13 protein-coding genes and 1 pseudogene are annotated in these 16,834 nt (G+C 70.7%); 10 read left to right on the forward strand and 4 right to left on the reverse strand.

The window, feature by feature from the left end:
- Window positions 1–41 precede the first annotated feature (41 nt).
- The 7 genes from ACRAWC_RS17565 to guaA all read left to right on the forward strand — a co-directional run bounded on the left by ACRAWC_RS17565 (window position 42) and on the right by guaA (window position 8,027).
- A complete protein-coding gene (locus ACRAWC_RS17565) occupies window positions 42–1,160 on the forward strand; it encodes a GuaB3 family IMP dehydrogenase-related protein (protein ID WP_431349476.1) in 1,119 nt (372 codons plus the stop codon).
- A gap of 34 nt (window positions 1,161–1,194) precedes the next feature.
- Window positions 1,195–3,084, forward strand: a complete 1,890-nt coding sequence (locus ACRAWC_RS17570; protein ID WP_431348870.1) for a glycerol-3-phosphate dehydrogenase/oxidase — start codon at window positions 1,195–1,197, stop codon at window positions 3,082–3,084.
- Window positions 3,085–3,161: 77 nt separating this feature from the next.
- Complete coding sequence (locus ACRAWC_RS17575) at window positions 3,162–3,689, forward strand: cation:proton antiporter regulatory subunit (RefSeq protein WP_431348871.1); 528 nt, start codon at window positions 3,162–3,164, stop codon at window positions 3,687–3,689.
- Between the two features lie 3 nt (window positions 3,690–3,692).
- Window positions 3,693–5,060: a cation:proton antiporter gene (locus ACRAWC_RS17580; RefSeq protein ID WP_431348872.1), complete on the forward strand. Its 1,368-nt coding sequence runs from the start codon at window positions 3,693–3,695 to the stop codon at window positions 5,058–5,060.
- A 69-nt stretch (window positions 5,061–5,129) separates the two neighbouring features.
- Window positions 5,130–5,948 (forward strand): SURF1 family cytochrome oxidase biogenesis protein, encoded by an 819-nt coding sequence (locus ACRAWC_RS17585; RefSeq protein WP_431348873.1) that lies wholly within the window; start codon window positions 5,130–5,132, stop codon window positions 5,946–5,948.
- Window positions 5,949–5,953: 5 nt separating this feature from the next.
- On the forward strand, window positions 5,954–6,403 hold the full coding sequence (locus ACRAWC_RS17590) for a DUF3817 domain-containing protein (RefSeq protein ID WP_431348874.1): 450 nt from the start codon (window positions 5,954–5,956) through the stop codon (window positions 6,401–6,403).
- A 10-nt stretch (window positions 6,404–6,413) separates the two neighbouring features.
- Window positions 6,414–8,027: a glutamine-hydrolyzing GMP synthase gene (gene guaA / locus ACRAWC_RS17595; RefSeq protein WP_431348875.1), complete on the forward strand. Its 1,614-nt coding sequence runs from the start codon at window positions 6,414–6,416 to the stop codon at window positions 8,025–8,027.
- Window positions 8,028–8,093: 66 nt separating this feature from the next.
- Here the strand turns inward: guaA and ACRAWC_RS17600 are convergent, their stop codons facing one another.
- Together ACRAWC_RS17600 and ACRAWC_RS17605 are read right to left on the reverse strand one after the other, a co-directional pair.
- Entirely contained in the window at window positions 8,094–8,891 is a 798-nt protein-coding gene (locus ACRAWC_RS17600) for a Bax inhibitor-1/YccA family protein (RefSeq protein WP_431348876.1), read from the reverse strand.
- 26 nt (window positions 8,892–8,917) lie between these two features.
- On the reverse strand, window positions 8,918–9,544 hold the full coding sequence (locus tag ACRAWC_RS17605) for a hypothetical protein (protein WP_431348877.1): 627 nt from the start codon (window positions 9,542–9,544) through the stop codon (window positions 8,918–8,920).
- Window positions 9,545–9,608: 64 nt separating this feature from the next.
- Between ACRAWC_RS17605 and ACRAWC_RS17610 the strand changes: the two are divergent.
- The 3 genes and pseudogenes from ACRAWC_RS17610 to ACRAWC_RS17620 all read left to right on the forward strand — a co-directional run bounded on the left by ACRAWC_RS17610 (window position 9,609) and on the right by ACRAWC_RS17620 (window position 14,323).
- Window positions 9,609–10,675 (forward strand): annotated as a pseudogene (locus ACRAWC_RS17610) (glycerophosphodiester phosphodiesterase family protein).
- Window positions 10,676–10,751: 76 nt separating this feature from the next.
- A complete protein-coding gene (locus ACRAWC_RS17615) occupies window positions 10,752–13,286 on the forward strand; it encodes an ATP-dependent helicase (protein WP_431348878.1) in 2,535 nt (844 codons plus the stop codon).
- Between the two features lie 17 nt (window positions 13,287–13,303).
- Window positions 13,304–14,323, forward strand: coding sequence for an FUSC family protein (locus ACRAWC_RS17620; protein WP_431348879.1), 1,020 nt, complete (start codon window positions 13,304–13,306; stop codon window positions 14,321–14,323).
- A gap of 47 nt (window positions 14,324–14,370) precedes the next feature.
- Here ACRAWC_RS17620 and ACRAWC_RS17625 read toward each other — a convergent pair whose 3' ends face one another.
- A complete protein-coding gene (locus ACRAWC_RS17625) occupies window positions 14,371–15,201 on the reverse strand; it encodes an oxygenase MpaB family protein (RefSeq protein WP_431348880.1) in 831 nt (276 codons plus the stop codon).
- Entirely contained in the window at window positions 15,198–16,697 is a 1,500-nt protein-coding gene (locus tag ACRAWC_RS17630) for a hypothetical protein (RefSeq protein ID WP_431348881.1), read from the reverse strand. Before ACRAWC_RS17630 ends, ACRAWC_RS17625 begins: the two co-directional genes overlap by 4 nt.
- Between the last annotated feature and the right edge of the window lie 137 nt (window positions 16,698–16,834).

A 16,834-nucleotide genomic window follows, 5' to 3' on the forward strand; every position in this document is an offset into this window, starting at 1 on the left:
CCTACTCTGCCAGTGCCGCGCCATAGACTGAACCCGTGAGTATGGAGATTGAGATCGGGCGGGCCAAGCGTGCCCGCCGCGTGTACGCCTTCGACGACGTCGCGGTGGTGCCCAGCCGGCGCACCCGCGACCCCGAGGACGTCTCGGTCGCCTGGACGATCGACGCGTACCAGTTCTCCATCCCGTTCCTGGCCGCTCCGATGGACTCGGTGGTCTCGCCGACCACCGCGATCATGATGGGTCAGCTCGGCGGCATCGGCGTGCTCGACCTGGAAGGCGTCTGGACCCGTTACGAAGACCTGGAGCCGCTGCTCGCGGAGATCCGCGAGCTGCCCGTCGACAGGGCGACCCGGCGCATGCAGGAGATCTACGCCGAGCCGATCAAGCCCGAGCTGGTCACCCGGCGCCTCGCCGAGATCCGGGAGGGCGGGGTCACCGTCGCCGGCGCGCTCTCGCCGCAGCGCACCCAGGAGCTCTACCAGACCGTGGTGGAGGCCGGCGTCGACCTGTTCGTCATCCGCGGCACCACCGTCTCCGCCGAGCACGTCTCGAAGAGCGTGGAGCCCCTCAACCTGAAGAAGTTCATCTACGAACTCGACGTGCCGGTGATCGTCGGCGGCGCCGCGACCTACACGGCGGCCCTGCACCTCATGCGCACCGGGGCGGCCGGCGTGCTCGTCGGCTTCGGCGGCGGCGCGGCCTCCACCACCCGCTCGACGCTCGGCATCCACGCCCCGATGGCCACCGCCGTCGCGGACGTCGCCGGCGCGCGCCGCGACTACATGGACGAGTCGGGCGGACGTTACGTGCACGTCATCGCCGACGGCGGCCTCGGCAGCTCGGGCGACATCGTCAAGGCGATCGCCTGCGGCGCCGACGCCGTCATGCTCGGCACCGCGCTCGCCCGTGCCACGGACGCCCCGGGAGGCGGCTGGCACTGGGGCGCGGAAGCGCACCACCCGCAGCTTCCCCGGGGCAACCGGGTCGAGGTCGGCCAGGTCGCACCGCTCGAGGAGGTCCTCTACGGGCCCGCGCCGGTCGCCGAGGGAACTGCGAATCTCGTGGGGGCCTTGCGCAGGAGCATGGCTACGACGGGATACTCGGACTTGAAGGAGTTCCAGCGCGTCGAAGTAGTGGTGGCGCCCTACCAATCGCATTAGGTCCTGGCCGAAGGCGGCCGGGGAGGAGGAAACGATGGCGACAACATCCCCGTCCGGCACCGCCGCGCAGTCGACGGCGGTGGGCTACCCTTCACGCCTCGGCCCCGCCGAGCGCGCCGCCGCGATCGAGGCGCTGAAGAACACCGAGCTCGACATCCTCGTGGTCGGCGGCGGCATCGTCGGCGTCGGCAGCGCGGTCGACGCGGTCACCCGCGGGCTGAGCGTCGGTCTGGTGGAGGCCCGCGACTTCGCGTCCGGCACCTCCAGCCGGTCGTCCAAGCTCGTCCACGGCGGCATCCGCTACCTGGAGCAGCTCGATTTCGGGCTCGTGCGGGAGGCGTTGATCGAGCGCGGCCTTCTGCTGCAGCGCATCGCTCCGCACCTGGTCAAGCCGGTCCGGTTCCTCTACCCGCTGCACAAGCGCGTCTGGGAGCGCTTCTACATCGGCGCCGGCATGATGCTCTACGACATCTTCTCGTACAGCGGTCTCCGCCCGCCGGGGGTGCCGCACCACCGCCACCTCAGCAAACGGCAGGTGCTCAAAGCGATCCCGAGCATGGCCCCGAACGCGCTCGTCGGCGGTATCACCTACTACGACGCGCAGGTGGACGACGCCCGCTACACCGCTACGCTCGCCCGCACAGCGGCCCACTACGGCGCGCACATCGCGCCGCGTGTCCGCGTGGAGGGCTTCCTCAAGGTCGGCGAGCGCGTCGTCGGCGTGCAGGCGCACGACCTGGAGACGGGCGAGCGCTTCGAGATCCGCGCCAAGCAGGTCGTCAACGCGACCGGCGTGTGGACGGACGACACCCAGTCGATGGTGGGGGAGCGCGGTCAGTTCAAGGTCCGTGCGTCCAAGGGAATCCACCTGGTCGTCCCGCGCGACCGCTTCCAGTCGAAGATGGGCCTGATCCTCCGGACCGAGAAGAGCGTGCTCTTCGTCATTCCGTGGGGCCGGCACTGGCTGATCGGCACGACCGACACCGACTGGCACCTCGACAAGGCGCACCCCGCGGCGACGGCGGCCGACATCGACTACCTGCTCGCACACGTCAACCAGGTGCTCAACGTCCCGCTCACCCGGGAGGATGTGGAGGGCGTGTATGCCGGCCTGCGCCCGCTGCTCGCGGGCGAGTCCGAGGAGACGTCCAAGCTGTCCCGTGAGCACCTCGTCGCGCACTCGGTTCCCGGCCTGGTCGTCATCGCCGGCGGCAAGTGGACGACGTACCGGGTGATGGCGAAGGACGCGATCGACGCGGCCGTCGACGCGCTCGACGGCAAGATCCCGGCGAGCACGACGATGGAGATCCCGCTCGTCGGGGCGGAGGGCTACCAGGCCGCCTGGAACCGTCGCGGCCGCATTGCGAGCGAGTCCGGCCTCCACCCGGCACGCGTCGAGCACCTGCTCAACCGCTACGGGACGATGACGGAGGACATCCTCGCCCTGATCCGCGAGGACCCGTCGCTCGCCCATCCGCTGCCCGGTGCCGACGACTACATCGGCGCGGAGGTCGTCTACGCGGCCAGCCATGAGGGCGCCCTCCACCTGGAGGACGTGCTCGCCCGCCGCACCCGCATCTCGATCGAGGCATGGGACCGCGGCGTCTCGGCTGCGCCGGTCGCGGCGTCGCTGATGGCGGGCGTGCTGGGTTGGGACACCGCCCGCGAGGAGCGCGAAGTGCAGACCTACCTGAAGCGGGTCGCGGCCGAGCGGGCCAGCCAGCAGCAGCCGGACGACGAGTCGGCCGACCGGGTGCGCCTGGAGGCGCCGGACATCGTGGATGTGGACGCGGCCGCCGAGAAGGCGGGCGCGGTCACGCGCACGGCGAAGGCGGCGTCGGCGAAGACCCCGGCCGCGAAGGCGGCCGCGGCGAAGGCGGCGACCCCGGTGGAGGAGCTGGACGCGCCGCCCGAAGAGGAGTGAGCCGTCTCCGGCGAAAAGAGCCCGAAACCTCCCTCCGGTAAACTGGTACCCGGTACCCGCGACGGATGGAGACGGAAATGGTTGACGTTCGACGGGTCAAACTGCCCGGCGTCGGGGTGTTGCACACCTTCGTCACGGACGACGGGGGGAAAGTCGGCGTCATCGCGCACCGCTCCGGGCACAGCGACCTGATCACGTTCTCCGATCACGAGGACGGCGCCGACGTGACCAAGGTGTCGCTGCGCCTCAGCGAGGACGAGGCGCACACCCTCGCCGAGCTGCTCGGCGGCACACAGATCACCGAGTCGCTCACGGCGCTCGACCAGATCCCGGGGCTCAGCATCGACTGGTTCTCCGTCGACTACGAGGACTACATCGCCGGCCAGCAGCTCGGCGCCCCCGGTGACCGCGGCTTCGTCGGACTCACCGTCGTCGCCGTGGTCCGCGGCGACTCCGCGAATCCGGCGCCCGCCCCCGATTTCAAGGTCTTCCCCGGCGACACCCTCGTCGTCGCGGGCACCCCGGAGAAGGTCGCCAAGGCCTTCGCGTTCTTCCGCACCGGCGAAACGGTGCGGGCCACGACCGACGCTCCGCCGGGAGGCTGATCCATGCATCTCGGAGAAGACCTCGTCATCCTCGGCATCCTGCTGCTCGTCGCGTACGTGCTCGGACGCCTCGGCAAACTGGTGGGGCTCCCCGCGATCCCCATCTACATGCTGGTCGGTCTGCTGGCGAGCCCGCACACCGGCTGGTTCCCGCTCGACTTCGAGAGCAACTACATCGAGCTCATCGCCGTCTTCGGGCTCATCCTGCTGCTGTTCAACCTGGGCCTGGAGTTCGATCAGGACGAGTTCTTCGGCAACTTCGGCAAACTCGTCGTCTCCGGCGGTTCGTACATCCTGATCAACATGGGCGTCGGCCTCGCGTTCGGCTTCTGGGTCGGCTGGGGAACCAGGGAGGCGCTCATCATCGCGGGGATGACGGCCACGTCGTCGTCCGCGATCGTGACCAAGCTGCTGATCGAGCTGCGCCGACTCCCCAACACCGAGACGCCGATGATCCTCGGCGTGACGGTGGTGGAGGACATCTTCATCGCGATCTACCTCGCGATCGTCTCCGTCGTGCTGAGCGGGGAGACCGACTTCTGGCCGGTCGTCGGCAAGCTGACGGTGGCGTTCCTGTTCCTGGTCGTGATGTTCACGCTGGCCCGGTTCGGGGGGAGGTACGTCTCCCGGCTGTTCCGGACGAAGGACGATGAGCTCTTCACCATCCTGTTCTTCGGGCTGGCCGTGCTGTTCGCCGGGATCGGCGAGATCCTCGGCGTGACCGACGCGATCGGCGCGTTCCTGATCGGGCTCGTGCTGGGCGCGACGAAGTACCGCAACAAGATCGAGCACATCGCCCTCCCGTTGCGCGACGTGTTCGCGGCGTTCTTCTTCCTCAACTTCGGGCTCGCGCTCGACCCGGCGAAGTTCCCTGCGGTGCTCGGGCCGGTGCTCATCGCGGTCGCGATGACGATCGTGCTGAACATCCTGGCCGGGCAGTTCGTCGCGTGGCTGAACGGCTTCGGTCCGCAGGCCGGGATCAACACCGCCGTCATCCTGCAGAACCGCGGGGAGTTCGCGCTCATCCTGGCGACGCTGTCGCTCAGCGCCGGACTCGATCCCCGCATCGCGCCGTTCGCCGGTCTCTACGTGCTCATCATGTCCGTGCTCGGGCCCGTCCTCGCAGCGAACTCCGAGAAGATCGGTGCGATGATTCTCCGGACCGGATCGTCCAAGCGGCGCGACCGGCGGAAGACGCGCGATCCCATGCTCGACGAGGAGATCGCACTCGTCGAGGCGGCCACCGCGGACCTCGACTCCGACACGCGCCGCGACGACACGCGCGCCCACGACACGCGCCAGGCTGCGGACCGGATCGTCGAGCAGGCCATGCAGCAGCAGGACACGACCGTCGAACGAAAGCGGGACTGACCCATCGACACCACCCCCGGCAGCCCGGCCGGCGCACAGGCGCCCCAGGGTGGCTCCACCATGCTGCAGATGATGCTCCGTCCCCGCTGGATCGGCGCTCTGCTGTTCGCGCTCGCGCTCGCCGCGGGCTTCGCCGCGCTCGGCCAGTGGCAGCTCGAGCGCGCGATCGAGTCCGGCAAGGCGGTCGTGGCGCCGACTGAGTCCGTGCTTCCGCTCGCGCAGGTCGCGAAGCCGAACGGGCCGATGACCGACAAGTCTGTCGGCCAGCTCGTGGAGTTCACCGGCACGTTCGTCGCCGGCGACGAGCAGCTCCTGTACGACCGGATCAACTTCGGCAAGACCGGCTGGTGGGTCGTCTCCCATGTGGACGTGGACGGCGGCGACGGCCACCGTATCGCGCTCGCCGTTGCGCGCGGCTGGGCTCCCGACGAGGCGACGGCGAAGTCCGTGATGGCGCAGCTCGCCGAGCAGCCGGAGGCGCCGCAGAAGATCGTCGGGCGCCTCCTCCCGGACGAGCAGCCGCAGGTGCCGGACGACAAGAAGAACCCGACCGCGATGAAGACCGTGGGCGTCGGCCAGCTCTACAACCTGTGGACCGGGGTGGACGGCATGGACGTCTACAACGCGTACGTGGTCGACCGGACGCCGGCCGCCGGGCTGGACACGATCGACTCGCCGCCGCCGATCCAGCAGGCCGAGCTCAACTGGCTCAACGTGTTCTACGCGGCCGAGTGGATCATCTTCGCCGGGTTCGCGATCTTCCTCTGGTACCGGCTCGTGCGGGACGCCAAGCAGCGGGAGGACGAGGAGCGCGAGCTGGCGGCCGAGGCGGCCGCCGGAAGCGGCCCGGGCGACGGCGCGAGGGCCCACGCCGGGAACGTAGAATAGCTCCCATGCCCCTCGCTCCCAAGCTCGAAGACTTCCCGAAGATCCGCGGGGCGCTGAAGTTCTACCAGGTGTTAGCCTACGTCACCGGAATCATGCTCCTGCTGCTCTGCGTGGAGATGATCGTGAAGTACGGCCTCGGCTACCAGCTCTTCGCCTTCAGCAACTACGGCGCTCTCACGCTCGTGCCCGTCAAGACCGCCGTCGCCCCGACCGGCGTCGATCTGAGCACGGGCATCCTCATCGCCCACGGCTGGCTGTACGTCGTGTACCTGTTCTCCGACTTCCGGCTGTGGAGCCTGATGCGCTGGCCGTTCTCGAAGTTCATCACCATCGCCCTCGGCGGCGTCATCCCCTTCCTGTCCTTCTTCGTGGAGTCCAGGATCACCAAGCAGGTCAAGAGCTATCTGGCCGGCCGCGAGGCCGAGGCAGCGACGTACGTGGAGGCCGCAAATTAGCACCGACGCAGTGTTCTCGGACATCCTCGGGGGAGCAGATTCGGCCGCGCCGGCCGGCCCCGTCCTGGTGGTCGACTTCGGCGCCCAGTACGCGCAGCTGATCGCGCGCCGCGTGCGGGAGGCCAACGTCTACTCCGAGATCGTGCCCCACACCGTGACGGCGTCGGAGGTCGCGGCCAAACGCCCGGCGGGCATCGTCCTCTCCGGCGGCCCGTCCAGCGTGTACGAGGACGGCGCACCGCACCTCGACGAGGCGATCTTCGAGCTCGGCGTCCCCGTGCTCGGCATCTGCTACGGCTTCCAGGTGATGGCGACCGCCCTCGGCGGCGAGGTGGCACGGACCGGCCGCCGCGAGTACGGCTCCACGGCCGTGCGCGCCACCGGCGCGGCCTCGAACGGCTCCGGCAGCCTCCTCGACGGCCAGCCCGCCGAGCAGACGGCATGGATGAGCCACGGCGACTCCGTCTCCCGGGCGCCCGAGGGCTTCGAGGTGCTGGCCTCCACCGACGACACCCCGGTCGCAGCGTTCGCGAACGAGGAGCGCCGGCTGTACGGCGTGCAGTGGCACCCCGAGGTCAAGCACTCGCAGTACGGCCAGGCCGTGCTGGAGAACTTCCTGCACCGCGCAGCGGGCATCCCCGCCGACTGGAACAGCGGCAACGTCATCGCGGACCAGGTCGCCGCCATCCGTGCCCAGGTGGGCAGCGGTCGCGTGCTGTGCGCTCTGTCCGGCGGCGTCGACTCCGCGGTCGCGGCCGCGCTCGTGCACAAGGCCGTCGGCGACCAGCTCGTCTGCGTGTTCGTGGACCACGGCCTGCTCCGCAAGGACGAGGCCCGCCAGGTCGAGGAGGACTACGTCGCGGCGACCGGGGTCCGGCTCGTCACCGTGAACGCGCAGGAGCAGTTCCTGTCCGCGCTCGCCGGCGTCTCGGACCCCGAGACCAAGCGCAAGATCATCGGCCGCGAGTTCATCCGCGTGTTCGAGAAGGCCCAGGCCGACCTGATCGCCGAGGCCGAGCACGACGGCGACCCCATCCGCTTCCTGGTGCAGGGCACGCTCTACCCGGACGTGGTGGAGTCGGGCGGCGGCACCGGCACGGCCAACATCAAGAGCCATCACAACGTCGGCGGACTGCCGGAGGACCTCCAGTTCGAGCTCGTCGAGCCGCTGCGCACCCTGTTCAAGGACGAGGTGCGCGCGATCGGCCGCGAGCTGGGGCTGCCGGAGGTCATCGTCGGTCGCCAGCCGTTCCCCGGCCCCGGCCTCGGCATCCGGATCGTCGGCGAAGTGACGCAGGAACGTCTCGACCTGCTGCGCGACGCCGACGCGATCGTGCGCGCGGAGCTGACCGCGGCCGGCCTGGACGCCGAGATCTGGCAGTGCCCCGTGGTGCTGCTCGCGGACGTCCGCTCGGTCGGCGTGATGGGCGACGGCCGCACCTACGGCCACCCGATCGTGCTGCGCCCGGTCTCCAGCGAGGACGCCATGACCGCCGACTGGACGCGCTTGCCGTACGACCTGCTGGCCACCATCTCCAACCGGATCACCAACGAGGTCGACGGGGTCAACCGCGTCGTGCTCGACGTCACGTCGAAGCCGCCGGGGACCATCGAGTGGGAGTGAGCCTCCCCGAAACGTGAGAAGGGCCGGGATGCTGTCACAGCGTCCCGGCCCTTCTGCGTGCGGTGCCTAGTTGCGGGCGATGGCGAGCAGTCGCAGGATCTCGAGGTACAGCCAGATGACGGTGACCATGATGCCGAACGCGCCCGACCAGCCGTAGACGCGCGGGGCGCGGTTCTTGACCCCGCGCTGGATGAAGTCGAAGTCGAGCACGAGCGAGTAGGCGCCCATGATGACGACGAGGACGCCGATGAGCACGCCGAGCGGGATGCCGAAGATCTTGACATCGCTGCTCAGCCCGAACGCGCTGTGCGTGACACCGGTCCACACCAGGACGACGTTGACGAGCGAGTAGACCAGGTACCCGACCATGGCGATCAGGAAGACCTTCGTGGCCTTGGCCGAGGCGCGGATCTTTCCGGAGGCGAAGAGCGCGAGCGTCACACCGACGACCGCGAGCGTGCCGATGACCGCCTGGACGACGATGCCGGGGTACAGCGACTCGAAGACGGCGGAGATACCGCCGACGAAAATCCCCTGGACGCCGGCGTAGCTCAGGATCAGCGCCGGCGACGGCTTCTTCTTGAAGATGTTGACGAGCGCCAGGACGAAGCCGATGATCGCCGCCGGGAGGACGAGCGCCGGCACCACCCAGCCCACGACGGCTCCGACGACCAGGAGGCCGAACGAGATCGCGCTCTTGGTGATGGTGTCCTCGACCGTCATGCGATCGGTGTCGGCGGACGTCGCGGACGGCGACTGATACATCTGCTCGAGGTTCTCGGCGCTGACCGTGGTGGCCGTCGCCGCCTGCCCGTTGTTCTGGAAGGCCGGATTCGTTGAGAATGCCGGGTTGGTGAGTGCCATGGGTTCCTCGCTTTGTCGGGGACCGCTTACGGTCTCGGTGCGTCCAACTTACCGGGTTGGTTTCTGAGAGTTCTGACAGCTTGCCATGAATCGAGTGCGAGCGCGCCGCCGCGGGCCAGCCACGCCGAACCCACCACGACGACGCTCATGACCACGATGGTGATCCAGCCCTGACCGTACGTGGTCACGTACAACGGGAGGATCAGGCTCGCGGCGATCGGCAGCGCGAGCACGGCGAACGCCGGGAGCGGTCGCAGCCGCACCAGGAGCCACGCGGCCAGCATGACGGCGTAGCACCAGGCGAAGCCGGAGCCGCCGAGCATGAGCCAGGTGAAGCCGAGCACGGGGACGACGACGGCGACCCTTCGGCCGATGGTGGAGGGCATGACCGCCCAGCCCGCGGGCTGCAGGATCGAGCCGACCAGCAGGAACGGCAGGCTGTACGCGGTGGTGACCAGGACGCAGGCGGTGCCGACCACGATCATCGCGAGGCCGGCTGTCCAACGGGCGCGGTACGTGCCCCAGTGCAGGTCGAGCGAGCGGGTCGGCTCGCGCCAGGCGCGGGGCGTCGCAGGCGGCTCCGGTTCGAGTGCGGAGGGCGCCGGAGCCGCAGCCGCGGGCGTCGGGGTGGGAAGACCATCGGGGTCGGTCACCCTCCGATTGTTTCACCCGGGAGTGCGCACCGGAACGGGCCGGACGCCCGGCTAGTATCGCCACATGCGTGCCCGCTCCCGACCGTCCGTCATCGGTCACCGCGGCGCGCCCGGCTACCGGCCCGAGCACACCCGGGCGGCGTACGAGCTGGCGTTCGCCCTCGGCGCCGACTCCGTGGAGCCCGACCTCGTCGCCACGAAGGACGGCGTGCTGGTCGTGCGGCACGAGAACGAGATCTCCGGCACGACGAACGTGGCCGAGCATCCCGAGTTCGCCGCCCGGCGCACGACCAAGGAGGTCGACGGGATGCCGTTGACCGGCTGGTTCACCGAGGACTTCACGTGGGCCGAGCTCGCGACGCTCCGCGCGCGGGAGCGGGTGCCGCACCTGCGCCAGGCGAGCGCGACCTTCGACGACCGCTACCCGATCCTCCGGCTCGCGGACGTGCTGGAGGTCGTGGACGCTGCCTCCGACGCCGCGGGCAGGGCGCTCGGCCTGGTCGCCGAGCTGAAGCACGCCACCTACTTCGAGGCGGCGGGCCTGCCGCTGCACGAGCTGTTCCTGGCCGAGCTCGGGGCGGCGGGCTGGTCCGATCATCCCGGGCTGGTCGCCGAGAGCTTCGAGAAGACCGTGCTCGGCCACCTGCACGACGGCGGGTTCCGGGGCAAGCGGGTCTACCTCCTCGAGGGGAGGGCGCGCCCGCCGACCGCGTCGCGTCGCTGGGGGCCGCGGCGCCCGGCTACGCGTCCGACTTGACGCTGCGCGGGCTGTACGCCCTGGGCTCGGCGGCGGCTCCCGCCGAGCGCGTGGACGGGATCAGCGTGGACGTCTCCCAGATCCTGCACTCCGGCTCGGTGTCGGTCGGCCTGTTCGGCGAGGACGAGGGCGGTGTCGACATCGGCGCGGTCACCTCCGACCTGGTCGACCTCGCGCACTCGGCCGGCCTGTTCGTCTATTGCTGGACGCTGCGCCCGGAGAACGGGATGCTGCCGGCCGACTTCCGCCGGGCCGGCCGTGACGACGAGTGGGGCGACTGGCGGCGGCTCTTCGCGATCCTGCTGCACTCCGGGGTCGACGGGGTGTTCGCCGACCACCCCGACCTCGCGGTCGCCGTGCGCGACGGACGCTGAACGGTCCGGGGCGCGTTCGACCGCTTCCCGGCCCCCGGCGGCGATGACGGTGGCGGCGGCTAAAATGTGTGGAGACATGACGAGCCTTCCCGACGCCCCCTCCTCCTCTTCCGCGGTGCCCTCCTCCGTGCCGATCATCCTCGACGGCTGGGAGGGCGACGTGCGCACCGGCGACGGCTCCGCCCGCGGTGGCGCCGGCGGCGCGAACGGCGGCGGCGCCGGTCACCGCAGCCCCAACGAGCGCCTGTTCGCCGGGCTCAATCCGCAGCAGCGCGAGGCCGCCGAGTACCGCGGCCCGGCCCTCCTCATCGTCGCGGGCGCAGGCTCGGGGAAGACCAGCGTGCTGACCCGCCGCATCGCGGGACTCATCGAGAGCCGGGAGGCCTGGCCGAGCGAGATCCTCGCGATCACGTTCACCAACAAGGCCGCGAACGAGATGCGCGAGCGCGTCGAGCAGCTCCTCGGCGGCCGGGCGCAGGGCATGTGGATCTCGACGTTCCACTCGGCGTGCGTCCGGATCCTGCGCCGGGAGGCCGAGACGATCGGCAAGACGCAGAGCTTCACGATCTACGACTCCGGCGACACCCGTGCGCTGCTCAAGCGGATCATCAAGGAGCTGGACGCCGACACGCTCGGCTTCACCGTCGCCGGGACGTCCGGCCGCATCTCCAAGCTCAAGAACGAGCTCACCGACATCGAGACCTACGCGCGTTCGGCGAATCTGAGCGACCCGCAGGAGGTGATGTTCCTCGAGATCTTCCGGCAGTACACCCGCGCGCTCCGCCGCGCCAACGCCTTCGACTTCGACGATCTCATCGCCGAGACGGTGTTCCTGTTCCGCGCCTTCCCGAAGGTTGCCGCGCTCTACCAGACCCGGTTCCGGCACATCCTCGTCGACGAGTACCAGGACACCAACCACGCGCAGTACTCGCTCATCCGCGAGCTGACGATGCCGGTCGCGCCCGACGTCGCGGAGCAGATGGAGCAGCACGGCCGCAACGTCGGCAAGCTGCGCGACGTGGTCGGCGCGATCCCCGGGGCCTCGCTGACGGTGGTGGGCGACTCGGACCAGTCGATCTACGCGTTCCGCGGGGCGGACATCCGCAACATCGTGGAGTTCGAGCGCGACTTCCCCGGCGCCAAAGTGGTGCTGCTGGAGCAGAACTACCGGTCGACGCAGAACATCCTGAGCGCGGCCAACGCCGTCATCTCCAACAACTTCGACCGCAAGGACAAGAAGCTGTGGACCGCGGTCGGCGACGGCGACAAGATCGTCGGCTACACCGGCTACTCCGGGCACGACGAGGCGCAGTTCGTCGCGGACGAGATCGAGAAGCTGCACGCCGCGGGCATGGACTACAAGGACATGGCGGTCTTCTACCGCACCAACGCGCAGACCCGTGCGCTGGAGGAGATCTTCATCCGCTCGGCGCTGCCGTACAAGGTCATGGGCGGCACCAAGTTCTACGAGCGCGCCGAGATCAAGGACGCGATGGCATACCTGATCACGGTCGCCAACCCGGACGACACCCTCGCGCTCCGCCGCATCCTGAACACGCCGAAGCGCGGCATCGGCCCGGCGACGGAGACCCAGCTCGCGAGCTACGCGGAGGACAACGGCTTCACGTTCCGCGACGCCATGCGCGACGCCGGGTCGCTGGGTCTCGGCCCCAAGGTGACGGGGGCGATCCTTCAGCTCTCCGGGCTGTTGGACGAGGCCACCGCGAAGATCGACCCGGCCAACCCGGCAGGGGTCTCGCCGGTCGCGGACGTGCTCACCTTCCTGCTCGACGGCAGCGGTTACCTCGAGGTGCTGCGCAACAGCCGCGACCCGCAGGACGAGGCGCGCGCCGAGAACGTGGACGAGCTCGTCGCGGTGACCAAGGAGTTCGCGCGCAACAACCCCGACGGCACGCTGGTCGACTTCCTCACCGAGGTGTCGCTGGTCGCCGCCGCGGACGAGATCGACGACTCCAGCGGATCCGTGTCGCTGATGACGCTTCACACCGCCAAGGGGCTGGAGTACGACGCGGTGTTCCTGACGGGCATCGAGGAGGACCTCCTCCCGCACCGGATGTCGGCCAACGAGCCGGGCGGCCCGGCCGAGGAGCGGCGGCTGTTCTACGTGGGCATCACGCGCGCCAAGAAGCGCCTGTTCCTCTCGCTGGCGATGACGCGCGCGCAGTTCGGCGAGACCGCCGTCGCGATGCCGAGCCGGTACCTGCAGGAGATCCCGGCGGACCTGATCGATTGGCGCCAGTCGCCCGGCGCCGCCAACGGTCGCGGCGGGTCGCAGTCGCGCGCGCTGAACGCCCGCCGGCCCGGCATCGGCGGCGGGACCGCCGGCCGCTGGAACGAGAGCTACCCGGTCGGCGGGAGCGCACCGGCCGAGCGCCCCAAGGCGGAGTGGCCGAACCGGGTCACCGGCAAGGTCCGCGACAACGGCGACCTGGAGCTCGCCCCGGGCGACCGGATCCGGCACGCGGACTTCGGCGACGGCCGGGTGACCAACGTCACCGGCGAAGGCGCCAAGCGCGTCGCGCACGTCCAGTTCGAGAAGGTGGGCGCGAAGAAGCTCCTCATCAAGATCGCCCCGATCGACAAGCTGTGAGGCGGCAGCTCGCCTCGATGAGCGTCGAGGTCGGCTTCCGGGCCGCCGCGGCGGTCGCGGTGCCGTTGCTCCTGTTGCTCGCGGTCGGACGCCTCGACCTCGCGGCGTACGCGACGTTCGGCGCGTTCACTGCGCTGTACGGCCGCAACGAGCCCTACCGGCTCCGCCTCCGCAGCGTCTCGGTGGCCGCGGTCGCGCTGCTGGCGAGCATCGCGCTCGGCGTCCTGGTCGCGGTGCTGGGCGAGCCGCTGGTACTGGTGACGGTCCTTTTGGTCGCGGTGGTCGTGGTCGGGACCTTCTTCGCGACCGCTTTCCAGCTCCTCCCGGCGCAGCCGCTGTTCTTCGTGTTCGCCCTGTTGGTGTGCGCGGCGATCCCGACCCCTGCCGCGGAGGCCTGGGGCCGGATCGGCCTCGCGGCCGCCGTCGCCGCGTTCTCGTGGCTGCTGACGATGTCGGGATGGCTGCTGCGCCGTGCGGCGGGCGACCGCGCTGCGCGAACGGGCGCGGTGCTCTTGAAGAAGCTGCACCGTCGCCCGGGCGTGGACACGAGCGTGCTGCGCGACGGCCGCGTCTGGCTGACCGCGGCGCAGAACGCCGTGGGCGTCCTCCTCGCGGGCGGCGTCGCCCTCGCCTTCGGGCTGGGCCACGCCTATTGGGCGGTGGTGAGCCTGGTCGCCGTCATCCCTCCTGCGCGCGCCGCGCACTCGATCGCCCGTTCGCTGCACCGGATCTTCGGCACCATCGGGGGCGTCCTCGTGGCAGCACTCGTGCTGGTGTGGGGGCCGCCGGCACTCGTGGTGATCGTGGTGATCGTGGTGTGCCAGTTCTTCGCGGAGATGCTGGTCGGCCGTCACTACGGCTCGGCCCTGCTCTTCATCACCCCGATGGCGCTCGCTGTGTCGCACCTGGCCTCCCCGACGCCGCTCAGCACGTTGCTCATCGACCGCGTGTTCGAGACCGTGCTGGGCGCCGCCATCGGGATCGGCCTGGTGCTGCTCGCGCGCTGGGTCGAGCGATCGCGAGGGCTCGCGGGCTAGCCGCTCTCTGGGGACGTCGCGGGCCGGCCGGTCCTTCGGGGCGCCGACTAGCCGCCGTCCTCGGCCAGCGACTGCCGCAACCGGCGCAGGTAGAGGTCGCGCGGACGCTGCCGGAGTCGCATCGGGAGCCGCGGGTAGACCGCCTCCGCCACCTGCATCCGGCGTTCGAAGGCGCGCTCGATCGAGGGGGTCCACGGCAGCTCGAACTGGTCCCGCACCGCGGGCGGCAGCAGCCCGGCCGTGACGATCCGGGCGTCCGGGAGTGCGGCCCGGAGCCAGAGGGGCACGCCCCGGGGATGCAGGATCTGCCGCGCCACCGCGCGCGCGGCGTCCGTCACGCGGAGCCGGCCGATCATGTCGTGCCAGTAGTCCTGGAAGGCGGCCTCGGAGGCCGGCCAGTCCTCGGGGCGGACTCGGAGCGCGGCTCCGGAGCGGGTCGCCTCGCGGTACAGCTCCTCCCGCGCAGCCGGGTCCTGCGGACCGAAGACACGCTCACCGAGGTCGACCATGGTCGCATAGAGGGTCGCCGCCACCCAGAGCTGCAACTCCCGGTCGAAGGCGCTGTACGCCGGCTCCGAGCCGGTGGCCGTGCCGCGAACGGGCGCGTGCGCGCGGTTGACCCGCCGGCGGACCACGTCGAACTCGGCAGGCGTCGCGAAGGTCGCGGCGTAGACGAAGGTCATCGTGGCGTGGAACCGATCCAGCATCCGGTTGGCGAAGTCGCTGTGCTCCACGACGCCGCGCCCCACCGCCGGATGCGCGATCTGCAGCAGCAGCGCCCGGCCGCCACCGGCGAGGCAGAGCGCCTCGCCGGTGAGCTGCAGGTACGTGAGCTGCCCGGACGCTCCGGGGCCACGGACGGTGCGGGCGGTGGTCATGCGTCAATCCTGCAACGGGATGCTGTGTTCCCGCGACGCAGCCGCCATCCGAGCGTGCCGGTCAGCAGCGCGGTTCCGGCGGCCCCGAGGCCGACCGCCGCCGGCCACGCCTCCGCTGCCCAGGAGCCGCCGGTGTCCGCCAGCACTGCCGGCGCCATCGGCGCGGGCGCAGGCTCCTCCGGCGCGGGGACCATGGGAACCGACGCCAGGGTGATCTCCGTGGCTACGCCGAACGCCGACCGCCAGGGACGGATCCGCTCGGCGCCGCCTCCCGCGACCACGCGCTCGGGATCGATCCGCTCGGCCCAGACATAGTGCCCCGCGGCCGGGATGGCGCACTCCGGGGTGTCGTACTCGCCGGTGCCGTTCACCGTCGTCTCCACCGTGCAGACCTCCGGAGCCCCGTCGGGAACGTCCGGCGACTGCGCCAGGGGAGCGTCGAAGGGACCGTACAGTGTGCTCTCCACGACGGCCTCCACCGGCTCGAAGCCGTCGTCCACCGCGCGCACGCCCCAGGACGGCAGGAGCCCGTCCGCGACGTCGACCGAGACGGTGAGCCGGTCATGGATCAGCGCGCCGGGCAGGGCTTCCGGAGTGCTGGTCACCGTCGACACCACAGGCTGGAACGGCAGCGGGGAGGGTCCCGTCGTGGACGCCGCCGCGCGCGCCTCCGCCGTCGCGGGCACCGCCACGAGCACGGCCTGGGCGTCCCCGTGCGGAGCGGCGACCAGCAGCCGGTCGCCGTAGGGCAGGGCGTCGAGGGAGGCCGCAGCGCTCACGGTCACGCTCACCGCTTCGCCCGACGGGACGATCGCCACGTCCGTCCCGGTCGGAACCTCGGCGTCGCCGGCGCCGTCCGCGAAGGTCGCCCCGGCGAGCGACACTCGTGCCCGGTGCTGGCCAGGAGCCAGGAGCTCGGTCCCGGAGGGCCGGAGGACGGCGAGCTCGACCCGCACCCGGCCGGGGCCGGCCTCCGCCAGCTCGAGCACGGCGTCCGCCCGCACCGCGGTCGAGCCGAGGCGTGCTGCCTCATCCACCATCTCGTTCGCCCGGGCGAGCACCCTGCCGGCGTCCGACCCGGCTCGGGCGGCGAGCTCATCCGGCGTGTGGCCGCCCAGGCCCGCGACCAGCCAGGTCGCGATCTGCCCGGCGGCGGCGGTGAGCCGGTCATCGGTTCCCGCCCAGGTGCGGGAGATGTACGCGAGCGAGGCCGACTGCTCCGGCGTGTACCAGCCGAGCGCCGCGGCGTCCGTGTAGTCGTAGCCGTTGCCGGTGGGGCTCGGCTTGCCCGCGTTCAGACAGAAGCCCTGGGCGCCGTCGTCGAGGCGGTAGGTTCCGAGCCACCAGCCGTCGTGGGAGAGGTAGCCGGGGCCGTGGCCGGCTCCGGTCAGGGCGCGGGCGTCGGGGGATGCGACGAGCGCGTGCAGCATGCCCAGGAAGACAGCGAGGCCGGCGAGGACGAAGACGGTCACGAGATTCGAGATGCGATGTGTCATGCCCTCAACCGTCGCGGCGACGGACCGGCCGCGGGCGGATTCGGGCGAATCCGTGGAGAGGTTGTGCGACGCGTCGCCCTGTGGAGGAGAAACGGATTCGGGCTGTTCAGTCGGACGCGCTAAAGTTCTCACTGGCG

The organism is Leifsonia sp. L25 (assembly GCF_050632895.1).

Bases quoted from the DNA above. Each gene is read 5' to 3' on its own strand.
- ACRAWC_RS17565 (WP_431349476.1), top strand. From the start codon at position 42: ATGGAGATTGAGATCGGGCGGGCCAAGCGTGCCCGCCGCGTGTACGCC.
- ACRAWC_RS17570 (WP_431348870.1), top strand. From the start codon at position 1,195: ATGGCGACAACATCCCCGTCCGGCACCGCCGCGCAGTCGACGGCGGTG.
- ACRAWC_RS17575 (WP_431348871.1), top strand. From the start codon at position 3,162: ATGGTTGACGTTCGACGGGTCAAACTGCCCGGCGTCGGGGTGTTGCAC.
- ACRAWC_RS17580 (WP_431348872.1), top strand. From the start codon at position 3,693: ATGCATCTCGGAGAAGACCTCGTCATCCTCGGCATCCTGCTGCTCGTC.
- ACRAWC_RS17585 (WP_431348873.1), top strand. From the start codon at position 5,130: ATGATGCTCCGTCCCCGCTGGATCGGCGCTCTGCTGTTCGCGCTCGCG.
- ACRAWC_RS17590 (WP_431348874.1), top strand. From the start codon at position 5,954: ATGCCCCTCGCTCCCAAGCTCGAAGACTTCCCGAAGATCCGCGGGGCG.
- ACRAWC_RS17600 (WP_431348876.1), bottom strand. From the start codon at position 8,891: ATGGCACTCACCAACCCGGCATTCTCAACGAATCCGGCCTTCCAGAAC.
- ACRAWC_RS17615 (WP_431348878.1), top strand. From the start codon at position 10,752: ATGACGAGCCTTCCCGACGCCCCCTCCTCCTCTTCCGCGGTGCCCTCC.
- ACRAWC_RS17620 (WP_431348879.1), top strand. From the start codon at position 13,304: ATGAGCGTCGAGGTCGGCTTCCGGGCCGCCGCGGCGGTCGCGGTGCCG.
- ACRAWC_RS17625 (WP_431348880.1), bottom strand. From the start codon at position 15,201: ATGACCACCGCCCGCACCGTCCGTGGCCCCGGAGCGTCCGGGCAGCTC.
- ACRAWC_RS17630 (WP_431348881.1), bottom strand. From the start codon at position 16,697: ATGACACATCGCATCTCGAATCTCGTGACCGTCTTCGTCCTCGCCGGC.